This window comes from Leisingera sp. ANG59, from assembly GCF_013317235.1.
GTDB lineage: Bacteria > Pseudomonadota > Alphaproteobacteria > Rhodobacterales > Rhodobacteraceae > Leisingera.
Genome location: NZ_WLCM01000003.1, coordinates 57,059 through 71,343, shown reverse-complemented (window position 1 = coordinate 71,343; position 14,285 = coordinate 57,059). Strand labels below are relative to the sequence as shown.

The following is a 14,285-nucleotide window of genomic DNA, read 5'->3' as shown; positions in this document are numbered from 1 at the left end:
ACGACAGCCGGTTCATGCTGCGCTGATCTGTTTGGATGCTGCGAGGGACCGCTGATGCACGCCATTGCCGACACAAATGCGCTGGTCGAGGAGGGGGTGCTGACCCCGGATCAGGCCTGCACCATCGAGGCGCGCTCGCGCGAGGTGATGGTGTCGCTGGCGGTCAACGCGATCCTGTGTTTCGGGATTATCGCCGCCACCGCCGGATTCATCTTCTGGCTGGCGGATCCGCTTGCGGTAGCTGTGACGGGCATCCTGATGCTGGGCGGCGGGCTGGCGGTTCTGGCGCGCGGCAGCGAGACGCTGCGGATGTTCGGCAATTCCGCCACCCTGATCGGCGCGGGCATGCTGATGGGCGGCGCCGGGATTGAGCTGGTGGACAAATACGAGGACATCGCCGGCTGGGTTATGCTGCCTGCCGGCGCGCTGGTGGCGCTGATCTGCACCTGGCGCTGGCGGCACGGGGCCTGGTCGGCCGGCTTTGTGCTGGGCGCGATCCTGCTGATGGGGCTGGCGATGCATCTGGCGGGGATCGAGCTGTTGCTGCAGCAATACGGCATCGGCTCACCGCTGCGGAATCTGGTGCTGCTCTATTACGCTGCGGCGCTGGCGCTGGCAGGCTGGCAAGTGGATGTGCGCTTTGTCACCGCGCTGGCGATTGCGCCCTTTGCCCAGATGCTGGAGACCGGCACCAGCTATTTCCACGCTGCCTATGTGTTCTATTCGCCGGAATCCACGCTGACGATTCTGCAGATGGTGCTGCTGATCGTGTTGTGCGTTTGGGGTGCGGCCCGGCTGGCAGATCGCGACGCCCGGCACCTGCGCATCCTGGCGATCCTGGGGTTCGTGGTCGCCAACCTCTGCGCGCTGGTCGGCTCCTTGTGGGGGGACGTGGTGGGCGAAACCGTCTGGGGGCCAGGCCGGTACAGCGATGGCTACGAGGACTGGGAGAGCTACTCTGCCGCGCGCGATGCCTTCCGTGACAGCGCGCTGTTCATTTCTGAGAACGTCTATTCGGTGCTGTGGGCGGCGGTGCTGGCGGTGGTGATCTTCTGGGCGGCGCAGCGGCACCAGCGCGGGCTGTTCAATGCGGCGCTGACCTTTGCCGCGATCCATGCCTATACCCAGATGTTCGAATCCTTCGCCGATGAGCCGCTGGCCTATGTGATCGGCGGTCTGGCGGCGATCCCGCTGGCCTGGGGCCTGTGGCGGCTGAACCAGTGGATGGCGGCCAAGCAGGGCTAACCTGCGCTGCGCAAGCTGCGCGGGGTGGTTCCGAACTCCGCCTTGAAGGCCCGGGTCAGCGCGCTCGGGTCGTCATAGCCGCAGCGCAGGGCAATTTCAGAGACGCTTAAAACAGTCTCTAACACGAGCTTTCTGGCCTGTATCAGCCGCAGCCGCCGGTAAACAGCCTGCGGTGTCGCGCCGAGCTCGTTCTTCATCCGCGCCTCCAGATCTTTCTGACTGCGGCCCGCCTTTCGGGCCACGGCAGCGATCGGCAACGGTGCCTCCAGATTGGCCTGCATCACCGCCACCGCGCGGGCCACGGATTTTCCGCGGACTAGGATCGGGTCCTGGGTCTCGGTTGCTTCCGGCGCCATGAACAGCGTCGCCACCTCCAGCCGCAGCGCTGCCCCGTGCTGCTCACCGATCAGCTCCATCATGGTGTCAAAGGCCGCCAGCGCGCCGGTGCAGGTGATGCGGTCTCCGTCCCACACCTGGCGGGCGCGTTCGGCCTGCACGTCGGGGAAAGCCTCGGTAAAGCGGCTGAGCTCCTCCCAGTGGATCGTTGCCCGCCGCCCGTCCAGCAGACCGGCCTGCGCCAGCAGCCAGGCGCCGGTGTCAAAACCGGCGAGAGTCTTGTAACGGCGGGCGGCGGACTTCAGCGCCCGGGCGGTGGCCACGGTGGCATGGCGCAGGAAGTCGTATGACGGCATCGCAATCAGCAGATCGCCGCTGCAGTCGCCCAGCTTCCCATGCGCCCGCACCTCCATGCCTGACGACGACACCGCCGCCCCGCCATCCAGCGTCAGGAACCGCCAGGCATAGGCCTGGCGCCCGGCGAATGTGTTGGCGGCGCGCAGCGGCTCCACCGTGTTGGCCAGGCAATGGGCGGAAAACGCATCAAACAGCAGCACATCCAATTGCTGCACTGCAGCGGTATCTTTTGTCCAACTTCGCATGATTCTTTCTATCTTTGCATGATGGACGCGGGCAAGCAGCGTAGTCTGATTGGCAACAGATTTGCAGAGGAAGACCGCCATGCAGTTCGGGATGACCGAAGAACAGTCGATGATTGTCGAAACCACCCGCGCCTTTGTGGAAAAGGAGCTGTATCCGCATGAAGCGGAGATCGAGCGCACCGGCCATCTGGATATGGATGTGATCCGGGATGTGCAGAAAAAGGCGATGGAAGCAGGGCTTTATGCCGCCAACATGCCCGAGGAAGTGGGCGGTGCCGGCCTCGATACCCTGACCTGGCTGATGTATGAAAAGGAGCTGGGCCGCGCCAACTACGCGCTGCACTGGACCGGTGTTGCGCGCCCCTCGAATATCCTGCTGGCGGGCACTGAGGAGCAGAAAGAGAAATACCTGTTTCCCTGCATGAAGGGGGAGAAATGGGACTGCCTGGCGATGACCGAGCCGGATGCGGGATCGGACCTGCGCGGCATGAAGGCGACTGCGCGCCAGGACGGCGATGACTGGATCCTGAACGGCACCAAGCATTTCATCAGCCACGCGGACATTGCCGATTTCGCCATCTGCTTCATGGCAACCGGTGTTGAAGACACCCCGCGCGGGCCGAAAAAGAAGATCACCGCCTTTTTTGTCGACAAGGGCACCCCGGGTTTCGAGGTGCGCGACGGCTACGGCAACGTCAGCCATCGCGGCTACACCAATGCGGTGCTGGAATTCGACGACTGCCGCCTGCCGTCCTCTGCCATTCTGGGTGAGGTCGACAAGGGATTTGAGGTTGCCAACACCTGGCTGGGCGCCACCCGCCTGCAGGTTGCCGCCACCTGCCTGGGCCGCGCGGAGCGGGCGCTGGAACACTCGATCAGTTACGCGGCTGAGCGCAAGCAGTTCGGGCAGCAGATCGGCAAGTTTCAGGGCATTTCCTTCAAGCTGGCCGACATGGCGCTGGAGCTGAAGGCCGCGAACCTTCTGACCTGGGAAGCCGGCTGGAAGTTCGACCAGGGCACCGTCACCGAGAGCGACATGTCGATGGCCAAGCTGAAAGCAACCGAAATGCTAGCCTTTGTCGCCGATGAGGCGATCCAGATTCACGGCGGCATGGGCCTGATGGACGAGCTGCCGCTGGAACGCATCTGGCGCGACGCGCGGGTGGAACGTATCTGGGAGGGCACCAGTGAAATCCAGCGGCACATCATCAGCCGCGAAATGCTGCGTGCCGTCGGAGGCTGATCCATGACCCAGACCGGGAAACCCGTTGTTACCATTACCTACTGCATCGGCTGCAACTGGCTGCTGCGGGCGGGCTGGATGGCGCAGGAGCTGCTGCAGACCTTCCAGGACCAATTGGGCGGGGTGACTCTGGTTCCTGGAGATTTGGGCGGGATCTTTGAGATCCATGTTGATAAGGAGCTGGTCTGGGAACGCAAACGGGACGGCGGCTTTCCTGATGTGAAAGAGCTGAAAACCCGCGTGCGCGACCGGATCAACCCTGAACAAGACCTCGGCCATCTGGACCGCGGCAAGACCGGTGAATAAGATCAAATGCAGTCTCTAAACAGGCTTTTCCGCCCGAAAACCATTGCTGTGATTGGCGGCGGCGCATGGTGCCGTCTGGTGATCGAGCAATGCCAGAAGATGGGGTTTGAGGGCACCATCTGGCCCGTTCATCCCAAGGCCGAAGAGGTCGCGGGCCTGCCTGCCTTCAAGGATGCGGACAGCCTGCCGGAGGCACCGGATGCGGCCTTCATCGGGGTGAACCGCTTTGCCACCATCGAGGTGGTGCGGGCGCTCTCAACGCGTGGTGCCGGCGGGGCGGTGTGCTTTGCCTCCGGTTTTCTGGAGGCTGCTGCGGAGGACGCTGAAGGCGCGGATCTGCAGGCGGAATTGCTGGAGGCGGCAGGCGATATGCCGTTCCTCGGCCCCAATTGCTATGGCTTCATCAACTATCTGGACGGCGCGCTGCTGTGGCCGGACCAGCATGGCGGGGTCCGGGCGGAAAAAGGCGTGGCGCTGGTCACCCAAAGCTCCAACATCGCGATCAACCTGACCATGCAGAAACGCGGCCTGCCGGTGGCCTATGTGGTGACCGCGGGCAACCAGGCGCAGTCGGGCATTGCCGCGATCGGCGAGGCGCTGCTGGAAGACGAGCGCGTGACTGCGCTGGGCCTGCATATCGAGGGCTTTGGCGACCTGCGCGCGTTTGAGGCGCTTGCAGCCCGCGCCCGTGAGTTGGGCAAGCCGATCATTGCGCTGAAGGTTGGCAAGTCGGCCGAGGCTCAGGCCGCAACTGTTTCTCATACCGCCTCGCTTGCAGGCGGCGACGCGGGGGCCGGGGCTTTGCTCTCACGCCTTGGCATTCCGCGTCTTGATGACCTGCCCTCCTTTCTGGAGACGCTGAAGCTGTTGCATGTGACGGGGCGTTTGCCCTCGAACCGCATCGCAAGCATCAGCTGCTCCGGAGGGGAGGCAAGCCTGGCTGCGGATACAGGCCACGCGCGAGGGGTGCAGTTCCCGCCCTTGAATGCGCGCCAGAAGACGGATCTGCGGGAGGCGCTGGGCCCGATGGTGGCGTTGGCCAACCCGCTCGACTACCACACTTACATCTGGCGCGATGCCGAGGCGATGACCCGGGCGTTTGCGGCGATGATGGACCCGCAGCTGGCGATGACCATGCTGATCGTCGATTTCCCGCGCGGTGACCGCTGCGATGCGTCGGACTGGGAATGCGCGATCCAGGCCGCCATCGGCTCGCACGAGCGGACCGGGGCCAACGTCGGTCTGGTGGCGACTTTGCCCGAATTGCTGCCGGAGGATGTGGCGGCCCGGCTGATGCAGGCCGGTGTCGTTCCTTTCTGCGGCCTGAGCGAAGCCATCACGGCCTGCGAGGCCGCCAGCCTGCCGCTGCCGGAAGCGCCTGCGCCGCTGTTGCTGCCGACGCCGGCGGTGGAGCCCGATCTGGTGCCGGAGGCCGAAGCCAAGTGGCAGCTTTCAAGCTACGGTCTGCGCGTTCCGCGCTCCAAACGGGCGGCCTCCGCCACCAACGCCCGCGCGGTGGCGGTGGATGTCGGCTTCCCTGTGGTGCTGAAAGGGGAAGGTGTGGCCCACAAGACCGAGGCAGGCGCTGTGGCTTTGAACCTGAACTCAGGCCAGGAGGTGAGCGATGCTGCCTTCAACATGCCCGCCTCGCATTTTCTGGTCGAGGAAATGGTCACCGGTGCGGTCGCAGAGCTGCTGATCGGCGTGGTCAAGGATCCGGCGCATGGCTTTGTCATGACCCTGGCAGCGGGCGGCACCCTGACCGAGCTGATGCAGGACAGCGCCTCTTTCCTGCTGCCCGCTTCGGACGCGGAGATTGAGAATGCTCTGAAATCCCTGCGCATGACGAAGCTGCTGGAGGGGTACCGCGGCGCCCCGGCTGCGGACCGTGAGGCGATCCTGCGCGCCATCCGCGCGGTGGAAGCCTACGTGATGGAAAACGCGCTCGGCCTGGAAGAGATCGAGATCAACCCGCTGCTTTGCACGCCTTCGGATGCGGTGGCGGCGGATGCGCTGATGCGCCGGAAATACTGAGGCTTCGGCCTGGACAAGGAACGGCATGACCCATGCCAGGAGGAGACGACATGAGTGAAAGCCCAGAGAACAGCCCTGTGAAAACCCGCCGCGACGGCGCCATTCTGGAAGTGACGCTGGACCGGCCCAAGGCCAACGCCATCGACCTGGCCACCAGCCGGGTGATGGGCGAAGTGTTCCGTGATTTCCGCGATGATCCGGAACTGCGGGTTGCGATCCTGACTGGCGGCGGCGAGAAGTTCTTTTGCCCGGGTTGGGACCTGAAGGCCGCCGCAGACGGCGATGCGGTGGATGGCGATTACGGCGTCGGCGGCTTTGGCGGGCTGCAGGAGCTGCGCGACATGAACAAGCCGGTGATTGCTGCCGTGAACGGTATTGCCTGTGGCGGCGGTCTGGAGCTGGCGCTGTCGGCGGACATGATCATCGCCGCCGGTCACGCCACCTTTGCGCTGCCGGAAATCCGCTCCGGCACCGTGGCGGACGCGGCCAGCGTGAAGCTGCCCAAGCGTATCCCCTATCACATCGCCATGGAGCTGTTGCTCACCGGGCGCTGGTTTGATGCCGAAGAGGCCAACCGCTGGGGCCTGGTGAATGAGATCGTGGCGGCGGATCAGCTGATGGACCGGGCCTGGGAGCTGGCGCGTCTGCTCGCTTCCGGACCGCCGCTAGTCTATGCGGCGATCAAGGAGATCGTGCGCGACGCCGAGGACAGCAAGTTCCAGGATGCGATGAACCGCATCACCCAGCGCCAGCTCAAGACGGTGGATGTGCTCTATGGCTCCGAGGACAACCTGGAAGGCGCCCGCGCCTTTGCCGAGAAACGCGATCCGGTCTGGAAGGGGCGGTAACGCGCCACTCCCGCCCGCTGCGGGACATCTGAAGATGCCCCTGCACAGTTGGGCCAAGCGCCGCGCTTCGCGCGGCGTTTTCTTTACGCTGAGAAGCTCTTGAGGGGCAGGTTTGCTTCTCAAGCAGCCAGTTCGAGTGTATGACCCGGCTCGCCGCCTCAAGGGCAAGCCGCGCCTGCCGCGCGGAGGCTGTGCCTCCCTTGACCCTGTGCCGACGGGGCACCCTAAACTTTTTGAAACAAGGCGATCAGGGCGGTGTCGTCCTTGTGCGCGCCGGTGGCCCGTGGGCCATAAATGCGCAGTTCCGGCAGGGTCAGGCTCTTGATCCATTGCCCCTGCAGCAGCCGGTCAAGGGCGTCAGCAAATCCGGCTTTCTCATAGAACTTTGTATTCACCGACAGGGCAAACCAGGCGCCGGGCGCTGCCACCCGCAGCAGGGCCGGCAGGACTTCGGGGCCGAGGTGGCCGTGGGTGAAGGTGCCGGATGATACCACCCCGCGGTAAGAGCCGCGCGGCACCGGGATGCCTTGCAGCAGGTCGGCCTCGATCACGTCGCGGTAGGCGTCTTTGCGCAGCGCCTCGGCCAGCATGGCGGCGCTGATGTCGGTGGCGTCGATTGGCTCAATCCCAAGCGCCCGCAGCGCCTGGCCGCAGAGACCGGTGCCCGCGCCCGCGTCCAGCACCGGGCCCGTTCCCCCGGCGGCGGCAAAGGCCTTGGCTGTCAACCCGGGCAGCAAGTAGTCCTGCCCGGCTGCGAAATCCTGATCGTAGCTGCCGGCCCAATCCGCATAAAGCCGCCGCGAATCTTCAGGCGTGCTTAGCGCATAGGCATTGGACAATCCGGGTGTCTGCTTTTTCATCGGGCCATCAAAGCCGCGCGGGGGATTCGAATCAACCCTTGCGCCCCGGCCGCCGCCAACGCATCTAGGAGGCATGAGAAAAACGCTGCTTTGTCTTGGATTTGGCTATACCGCCCGGGCGCTTGCCCCGCGCCTGCTGGCGGCGGGCTGGCGTGTCATCGGCACCTCGCGGGAACCGGTCGAGGCTGACGGTGTGGAGATGTTCGCCTGGCCCGGGCAGGAGGTGCCGCTGGACGGGGTGACGCATATCCTGAACTCGATCGGCCCCAATGCAGAGGGCGACCCTGTGCTGGCGGCGATGGGCGGCAGGATCGCCAAGGCCCAAGGCTTGGAATGGGTGGGATATCTGTCGACCACCGCCGTCTACGGCCACCACGACGGCGCCTGGGTGGATGAGGACACGCCGGTCACCCCTTCCAGCGAGCGCGGCGACTGGCGCGCCCTGGCCGAGGCGCAATGGCAGGCCATCCCTGGCCTGCCGCTGCACATCTTCCGCCTGGCCGGTATCTACGGCCCCGGCCGCGGTCCCTTTGCCAAGCTGATGGCGGGCCGGGCGCGGCGGATCGTGAAGCCGGGCCAGGTGTTTTCCCGCATTCACGTCGATGACATCGCCCAGGTGCTGGCAGCCTCGATTGCGCAGCCCCGGCCAGGGGCGGTCTACAACGTTTGCGATGACGACCCGGCCCCGCCGCAGGATGTACTGGGCCATGCGGCAGAGCTGCTGGGCCTGCCGGTGCCGGCCGAGGTGCCCTTTGACGAGGCCGGCATGACGCCGATGGCGCGCAGTTTTTATGGCGAGAACAAACGCGTCCGCAACCGCCGCATCAAGGAGGAGCTGGGGGTGGAGCTGCTGTATCCCACCTACCGCGAGGGGCTGCTGGCGGTTCTGCAGGCCGAGGACATGGAGAGCTTTGTGCCGCCTGCGGAGCCGCCGGGGGTGTAGCTGCCAGGAGCTCTTGCAGCGCAACGCCCCAATTTGGTTCTGTCAGCTTGCTTGAATTAGTTTGGCGTATTCGTCTTAAACATCTTCGTCAATGACCACGTCCCGGAAGCCGCCGTACAGCCTGTCGTTCTGGTCTTGGCGAGGACCTGAAATCCAAAAGTGATCCCCGGTACCTACGTCAAAGTAGTTTGCCTTGAAGCCTGAACCCTTGAGGCTCTTGAAATTCTGCCTTGGTAATAAAGCGATTTGCCCGATTTCGAGAAATAGACGCGGCCGATCCTGGCGGGCCCATCCAGCCCTTCGGATTTGTCTTCAATATACATGATCCGGGAGCGGTCAGGATTGAATGAAGCGGGAAGAGTGATCGCATAATCGCGGTTCTCCTCCCGGCCAATCTTACGCACGCTTCTCGCCAATCGTCGCCACGCCCAGCACGTCCAGCACCTTGGCCTCGATCTGCGGCGCGTTCATGGCTGCGGTCTCGTACATATCCGCCGGGCTGGCCTGATCGATGAACGTGTCGGGCAGCACCATCGAGCGGTACTTGAGGCCGCGGTCGAACACGCCTTCTTCGGCCAGCAGCTGCGCCACGTGGGAGCCGAAACCGCCCACCGCGCCTTCCTCGATTGTGATCAGCGCCTCGTGGTCTGCTGCCAGCTGCAGGATCAGGTCGCGGTCCAGCGGCTTGGCAAAGCGGGCGTCGGCGATGGTCGGGGTGATGCCCTTGGCAGAGAGCGCCTCGGCAGCCTTTTTGACCTCACCCAGCCGGGTGCCGAAGGACAGCAGCGCCACGCGCTTGCCTTGTTGGATCATCCGGCCCTTGCCGATTTCCAGCACCTCCGGGGTCTCCGGCATCTCGACGCCTTCGCCCTCGCCGCGGGGGTAGCGGAAGGCGATGGGGCCGTCGTCATGGGCGGCAGCGGTGGCGACCATGTGAACCAGCTCAGCCTCGTCCGCCGCGGCCATCACCACCATGCCGGGCAGGTTGGACATGAAGCCGATGTCGAAAGAGCCGGCGTGGGTGGCGCCATCGGCGCCGACCAGCCCGGCGCGGTCGATGGCAAAGCGCACCGGCAGGCGCTGGATCGCCACGTCATGCACGACCTGGTCGTAGCCGCGCTGCAGGAAGGTGGAGTACATCGCGCAGAAGGGCTTCATGCCGCCCGCCGCCAGCGCCGCGGCGAAGGTGACGCCGTGCTGTTCGGCAATCCCGACGTCGAAGGTGCGCGAGGGGTAGCGCTCGGCCATCAGGCTGAGGCCGGTGCCATCCGGCATCGCGGCGGTGACGGCGCAGATCTTGTCGTCCTTGGCGGCCAGTTTCACCAACTCGTTGCCGAAGACCGAAGTGTAGGACGGCGCGTTGCTGGGCGCTTTCTTCTGCTCGCCGGTCACCATGTCGAACTTGGCGGTGGCGTGGCCCTTGTCGCGGGCGCGCTCGGCGGGGCCGTAGCCCTTGCCCTTCTTGGTCAGGACGTGGATCAGAATCGGGCCGGTGGCGCGGGCCTTGACCGTGCGCAGGACCGGCAGCAGCTGGTCCATGTCGTGGCCGTCGATGGGGCCGAGGTAAGAGAAACCAAGCGCCTCGAACAGGGTGCCGCCGACGGCCATGCCCTTAATCATATCTTTGGCGCGCTTGGCGCCTTCGCGGAAGGGTTCCGGCAGCAGCGAGACCGCGCCCTTGGCGGCGGCTTTCAATTCCTGGAACGGCTCACCTGCATAAAGGCGGGAGAGGTAGGAGGACAGCGCGCCGACCGGCGGGGCGATCGACATTTCATTGTCGTTCAGGATCACAAACAGCCGCTTGCCCAGGTGGCCCGCGTTGTTCATCGCCTCAAAGGCCATGCCGGCCGACATCGAGCCGTCGCCGATCACCGCGATGGCGTCGCCGTTGCCCTCGGGGATCACGCCGCCCAGGTCGCGGGCCACGGCAAAGCCAAGGGCTGCGCTGATCGAGGTGGAGCTGTGGGCGGCGCCGAACGGGTCATAAGGCGACTCGGAGCGTTTGGTGAAGCCGCTGAGGCCGTCCTTCATCCGCAGGGTGCGGATGCGGTCGCGGCGCCCGGTCAGGATCTTGTGCGGGTAGCACTGGTGGGAGACGTCCCAGATCACCTTGTCGCGCGGGGTGTCGAACACGGCGTGCAGGGCGGTGGTCAGTTCCACCACACCAAGGCCTGCGCCGAGGTGGCCGCCGGTGACCGAGACGGCGGAAATCGTTTCCTGCCGCAGCTCGTGGGCGACCTGCACCAGTTGCGCATCCGTCAGCCCCTTCAGATCCGCGGGGCGCGTGATCTGGTCCAGAAGCGGGGTCTTGGGCCGGTCGGGCATGGTGTCTCCTTGGGCTGCGCCGGGCAGGGTGCGGGGCGTGGCGCGCGGGGTTAGCTGTCGCGCGCAATAACGAAACGCGCGGCTTCCTTCAAGGTTGCGGCGTCTTCACCATAGGGTGACAGCGCGGCGCAGGCCTCATTGCAAAGTGCCTGTGCGCGGGCTTTTGCCTCCGCCAGTCCCAACAGCGAGACAAAGGTCGCCTTGCCGGCATCGGCATCCTTGCGCACGGCCTTGCCGACCTTGGCGGCATCGCCTTCCACATCCAGGATGTCGTCGGCGATCTGGAAAGCAAGGCCCAGGGCGCGTGCGTATTGCCGCAGCGGGTCCGGGTTTGCGCCTGCCAGCACCGCGCCGGCAGTGGCGGACCATTCGATCAGGCAGCCGGTCTTGCGGCCTTGCAGTTTGGTGATTTGTTCGAGATTGAGCGGCTCGGCAGCACTTTCCGCTGCGATGTCCAGCATCTGGCCCGAGACCATGCCGTCCTTGCCGGAGGACTGCGCCAGCCCGCGGATCAGCTCCAGCGCGTGGCGGCCAACGGTCGGACTTGCCAGCAGTTCAAAGGCAAAGGTCTGCAGGCTGTCACCGGCCAGAACCGCCATCGCCTCATCCCATTTCTTATGCACAGTGGGCTGGCCGCGGCGCAGGTCGTCGTCGTCCATGCAGGGCAGGTCGTCATGCACCAGGGAGTAGGCGTGGATGCATTCAATCGCCAACGCCGCCTCGACGGCGGCCGCTTGCGGCACGCCGTGCAGACGAGCGCTTTCCAGCACCAGGAAGCCGCGCAGCATCTTGCCGCCGGTGATGGCATAGCGCATCGCGGCGTGCAGCTCGTCACTGCCCGCCAGCCGCAGTTCCATATGCGCGGTGATCTGGCCCTGCGCGTCTTTCAGCGCCTCCGCGAAGGGGCGTGTTTGGGTGTCTGCGGCGGTCATGGTTCAGCCGGCGTCCAGCGGCTGGGTGCCCTTGGGGGTGCCGTTGGCGTCCAGGGTGATCGCGGCGACCTTTTCCTCGGCGCGTTTCAGCTCATCCTCGCAGCGTTTCTTCAGCGCCGCGCCGCGTTCGTACAGAGCGATCGACGCATCCAGCGCCACGTCGCCGCGCTCCAGCTGGTCCACCACGCCTTCCAGCTCGCGCATCGCCTGTTCAAAGCTCATCTGGTCTACGGGGGTCTCAGTCATGCCGGTGCCTTTGTCAATTCTTCCACATGCGCGCGGGTTGCGGCTGCGAGCGCGTTCAGATCATATCCGCCTTCCAAAGTCGAGACGATACGGGCCCCGCAAAGCTCACTGGCAAGTTTGCAGAGTTCGGCGGTGAGCCAGGCAAAATCTGCGGTCGCCCAGTTCAGATTGGCAAGCGGGTCGTCCTGATGGGCGTCAAAGCCTGCGGAGATGATGATCAGTTCCGGCTTGAAGGCGCGCAGGCGGGGGAAGGCCTGAGTTTCATAAGCGGCCTGCATCTCTGTCCGGCCGGAGCCCGGCGCCAGCGGCATGTTGAGGATCTGGCCGTGGGCGCCGTCCTCGTCCGGGCGGCCGGAGCCGGGCCAGAGCGGCATCTGCTGGCTGGTGATCACCAGCGCGCGCGGCTCGTCCCACAAGAGGTCCTGGGTGCCGTTGCCGTGGTGCACGTCGAAATCCACCACCGCGACGCGGCTGAGCCCGTGGTGGTCCAGCGCGTGTTTGGCGGCCAGGGCCGCATTGCCGAACAGGCAGAAACCCATTGCAGTGTCTGTTTCCGCGTGATGCCCCGGCGGGCGCACCGCGGCAAAGGCGTTCTGCACCTCGCCGCCCAGCACCATATCGACGCCGCGCACCACTGCGCCGGCCGCGCGGAAGGCGGCATCCAGCGAGCCGGGGGACAGGAAGGTGTCGCCGTCGATCTGCGCCCAGCCCTCTGCCGGGGAGGCCTTGCGCAGGTCCGAGAGATAGGAAGCCGGGTGGATGCGCAGGATGTCGTCCTCGGCGGCCATCGGGGCGGTGACCCGTTTCAGGTCCAGCGGCTCCAGCGCGTGCAGGATGTGCTCCAGCCGCGCCACGCGTTCGGGGTGGCCCTCAGGTGTGACGTGATTGAGGCAATCCGCGTGGGTGATCAGGGCGGTGGTCATGGGCGCGTTCCTCCGGCTGCGGGGCTTGGCGCGACACTAGGAGCGGGCGGTGTCTGGCTGCAAGGGAAAACCGGGGGTGCCATGCGTGCACCCCCTGTGCACCGGCGCGGCCGGAACAGATGAGGGCACTGCCGCGGATACTTCAGGCAGGAAGATAGCGGGACGAACTTAGTCCGGCGCCAGCATATAGCCCGCGCCGCGCACGGTTTGCAGGTATTGCGGCTGTTTCGGGTTCGGCTCGATCTTGCGGCGCAGCCGGGTGATCTGCACGTCCACCGCGCGTTCCTGCGCCTGGCCGCGGTCGCGGCCCAGATCCTCGACCAGTTTGGTGCGGGACACCGGCTCGCCGGGCTGGGCCGAGAAGATTTTCATCAGCTGGCTTTCAGTGCCGGTGAGGCGGATCAGCTCGTCGCCCTGCCACATCTCGCCGCGCTCGATGTCATAGCGGATGGTGCCCAGATGCAGCACCTTGGGCGCGGCCTCCTGCGCCACCGTGTCCGGCATCCGCCGCAGGATCGCGTTGACGCGCAGCAGCAGTTCCTTGGGCTCGAAGGGTTTCGGCAGATAGTCATCCGCCCCGGCCTCGAACCCGGCGATCCGGTCCTCGGTCTCGCCTTTGGCGGTCAGCAGCAGGATCGGGGTGGTCATGGTTTCGCGCAGCGACCGCGTCAGCGACACGCCGTCCTCGCCCGGCATCATCACGTCCATGACGATCAGGTCGAAATCGAGGCCCGCCAGCACCCGGCGCGCATGGGCGGCATCACGTGCAGCGGTGACCAGAAAACCGGAGCGCATCAGGAATTTCTTCAAGAGGCCGCGGATGCGTTCGTCGTCATCGACGATCAGCAGATGGGCGTCGTGCGTGCTCATGCCCGATCAGTCCCGCAGCTTGGCGTAGGCGCGGCGCATGTCAGCGTCCATCATTGCCTCAAGCACTTTTTTGAAGCCCTGCACCGCTTCGGGGCCTGCGTCCTTATATGCGGCACGCATCCGGGCGCGCTGGGCGTCGGACAGCGTCGCCTCTAGCGCCGCGCCCTGATCGGTCAGGTACAGGTGGCGTTCGCGCTTGTCGAGCTCCCCCACCTTGGAGATCACCAGCCCGTCGCCAATCAGCGTGCGCAGCACCCGGTTCAGCGATTGCTTGGTGACGCCGAGGATGCTGAGGAGATTGTTCACCGTGGTGCCCGGCGAGCGGTTGATGAAGTGGATGGCGCGGTGATGCGCCCGGCCATAGGACATTTCGGCCAGGATCCGGTCCGGATCGGCGGTAAAGCCGCGGTAGGCAAAGAACATTGCCTCGATCCCCTGGCGCAGCTGCTCATCTGTCAGAAACAGCAGGCTTTCGCCGCTGTATCCCTGCCCTGTCCGGCCCTCAGGCATGTGGTGCCCCCTCGTCTGTCTTGCGGTCAGTTTATGTCAGTGTTGTTGACATTCCAAGGGTG

Annotated in this window: 14 protein-coding genes; 6 read left to right on the top strand and 8 right to left on the bottom strand. The window is 65.3% G+C overall.

Annotation, left to right across the window (positions count from 1 at the left end):
- The first annotated feature begins 54 nt into the window (after window positions 1-54).
- Window positions 55-1,245: a hypothetical protein gene (locus tag GKC28_RS03580; protein ID WP_174145164.1), complete on the top strand. Its 1,191-nt coding sequence runs from the start codon at window positions 55-57 to the stop codon at window positions 1,243-1,245.
- Here the strand turns inward: GKC28_RS03580 and GKC28_RS03575 are convergent.
- On the bottom strand, window positions 1,242-2,183 hold the full coding sequence (locus tag GKC28_RS03575; protein WP_174145163.1) for a GlxA family transcriptional regulator: 942 nt from the start codon (window positions 2,181-2,183) through the stop codon (window positions 1,242-1,244). The genes GKC28_RS03580 and GKC28_RS03575 overlap by 4 nt on opposite strands.
- 79 nt (window positions 2,184-2,262) lie before the next feature.
- Here GKC28_RS03575 and GKC28_RS03570 point away from each other — a divergent pair, with 79 nt between their 5' ends.
- Genes GKC28_RS03570 through GKC28_RS03555 form a run of 4 tightly spaced genes read left to right on the top strand, consistent with a single transcriptional unit; the run spans window position 2,263 to window position 6,614 of the window.
- Window positions 2,263-3,426 carry an acyl-CoA dehydrogenase family protein gene (locus tag GKC28_RS03570; protein ID WP_174145162.1) on the top strand — a complete coding sequence of 388 codons (1,164 nt, stop codon included), beginning with the start codon at window positions 2,263-2,265 and terminating at the stop codon, window positions 3,424-3,426.
- A 3-nt stretch (window positions 3,427-3,429) separates the two neighbouring features.
- On the top strand, window positions 3,430-3,732 hold the full coding sequence (locus tag GKC28_RS03565; protein WP_039147503.1) for a SelT/SelW/SelH family protein: 303 nt from the start codon (window positions 3,430-3,432) through the stop codon (window positions 3,730-3,732).
- Window positions 3,733-3,738: 6 nt separating this feature from the next.
- Window positions 3,739-5,766 carry an acetate--CoA ligase family protein gene (locus GKC28_RS03560; RefSeq protein WP_174145161.1) on the top strand — a complete coding sequence of 676 codons (2,028 nt, stop codon included), beginning with the start codon at window positions 3,739-3,741 and terminating at the stop codon, window positions 5,764-5,766.
- 50 nt (window positions 5,767-5,816) lie between these two features.
- Entirely contained in the window at window positions 5,817-6,614 is a 798-nt protein-coding gene (locus GKC28_RS03555; protein ID WP_174145160.1) for a carnitinyl-CoA dehydratase, read from the top strand.
- 224 nt (window positions 6,615-6,838) lie between these two features.
- On the opposite strand, the gene GKC28_RS03550 is transcribed toward GKC28_RS03555, so the two are convergent.
- Window positions 6,839-7,474, bottom strand: a complete 636-nt coding sequence (locus GKC28_RS03550; protein WP_174145159.1) for a class I SAM-dependent methyltransferase — start codon at window positions 7,472-7,474, stop codon at window positions 6,839-6,841.
- 73 nt (window positions 7,475-7,547) lie between these two features.
- Here GKC28_RS03550 and GKC28_RS03545 point away from each other — a divergent pair, with 73 nt between their 5' ends.
- Window positions 7,548-8,417: an SDR family oxidoreductase gene (locus GKC28_RS03545; RefSeq protein ID WP_174145158.1), complete on the top strand. Its 870-nt coding sequence runs from the start codon at window positions 7,548-7,550 to the stop codon at window positions 8,415-8,417.
- A gap of 396 nt (window positions 8,418-8,813) precedes the next feature.
- On the opposite strand, the gene dxs is transcribed toward GKC28_RS03545, so the two are convergent.
- From dxs to GKC28_RS03515, 6 genes are all read right to left on the bottom strand, one after another.
- Window positions 8,814-10,742, bottom strand: coding sequence for a 1-deoxy-D-xylulose-5-phosphate synthase (gene dxs / locus GKC28_RS03540; protein WP_174145157.1), 1,929 nt, complete (start codon window positions 10,740-10,742; stop codon window positions 8,814-8,816).
- Between the two features lie 50 nt (window positions 10,743-10,792).
- On the bottom strand, window positions 10,793-11,674 hold the full coding sequence (locus GKC28_RS03535; RefSeq protein ID WP_174145156.1) for a polyprenyl synthetase family protein: 882 nt from the start codon (window positions 11,672-11,674) through the stop codon (window positions 10,793-10,795).
- A gap of 3 nt (window positions 11,675-11,677) precedes the next feature.
- Complete coding sequence (locus tag GKC28_RS03530; RefSeq protein WP_019297546.1) at window positions 11,678-11,920, bottom strand: exodeoxyribonuclease VII small subunit; 243 nt, start codon at window positions 11,918-11,920, stop codon at window positions 11,678-11,680.
- A complete protein-coding gene (locus GKC28_RS03525) occupies window positions 11,917-12,843 on the bottom strand; it encodes a histone deacetylase family protein (protein ID WP_174145155.1) in 927 nt (308 codons plus the stop codon). Before GKC28_RS03525 ends, GKC28_RS03530 begins: the two co-directional genes overlap by 4 nt.
- A 168-nt stretch (window positions 12,844-13,011) precedes the next feature.
- The gene (locus GKC28_RS03520; protein ID WP_174145154.1) at window positions 13,012-13,713 is read right to left on the bottom strand and encodes a response regulator; all 702 of its coding nucleotides are present in this window, start codon (window positions 13,711-13,713) and stop codon (window positions 13,012-13,014) included.
- Between the two features lie 6 nt (window positions 13,714-13,719).
- Window positions 13,720-14,223, bottom strand: a complete 504-nt coding sequence (locus GKC28_RS03515; RefSeq protein WP_039184941.1) for a MarR family winged helix-turn-helix transcriptional regulator — start codon at window positions 14,221-14,223, stop codon at window positions 13,720-13,722.
- Window positions 14,224-14,285: the final 62 nt, after the last annotated feature.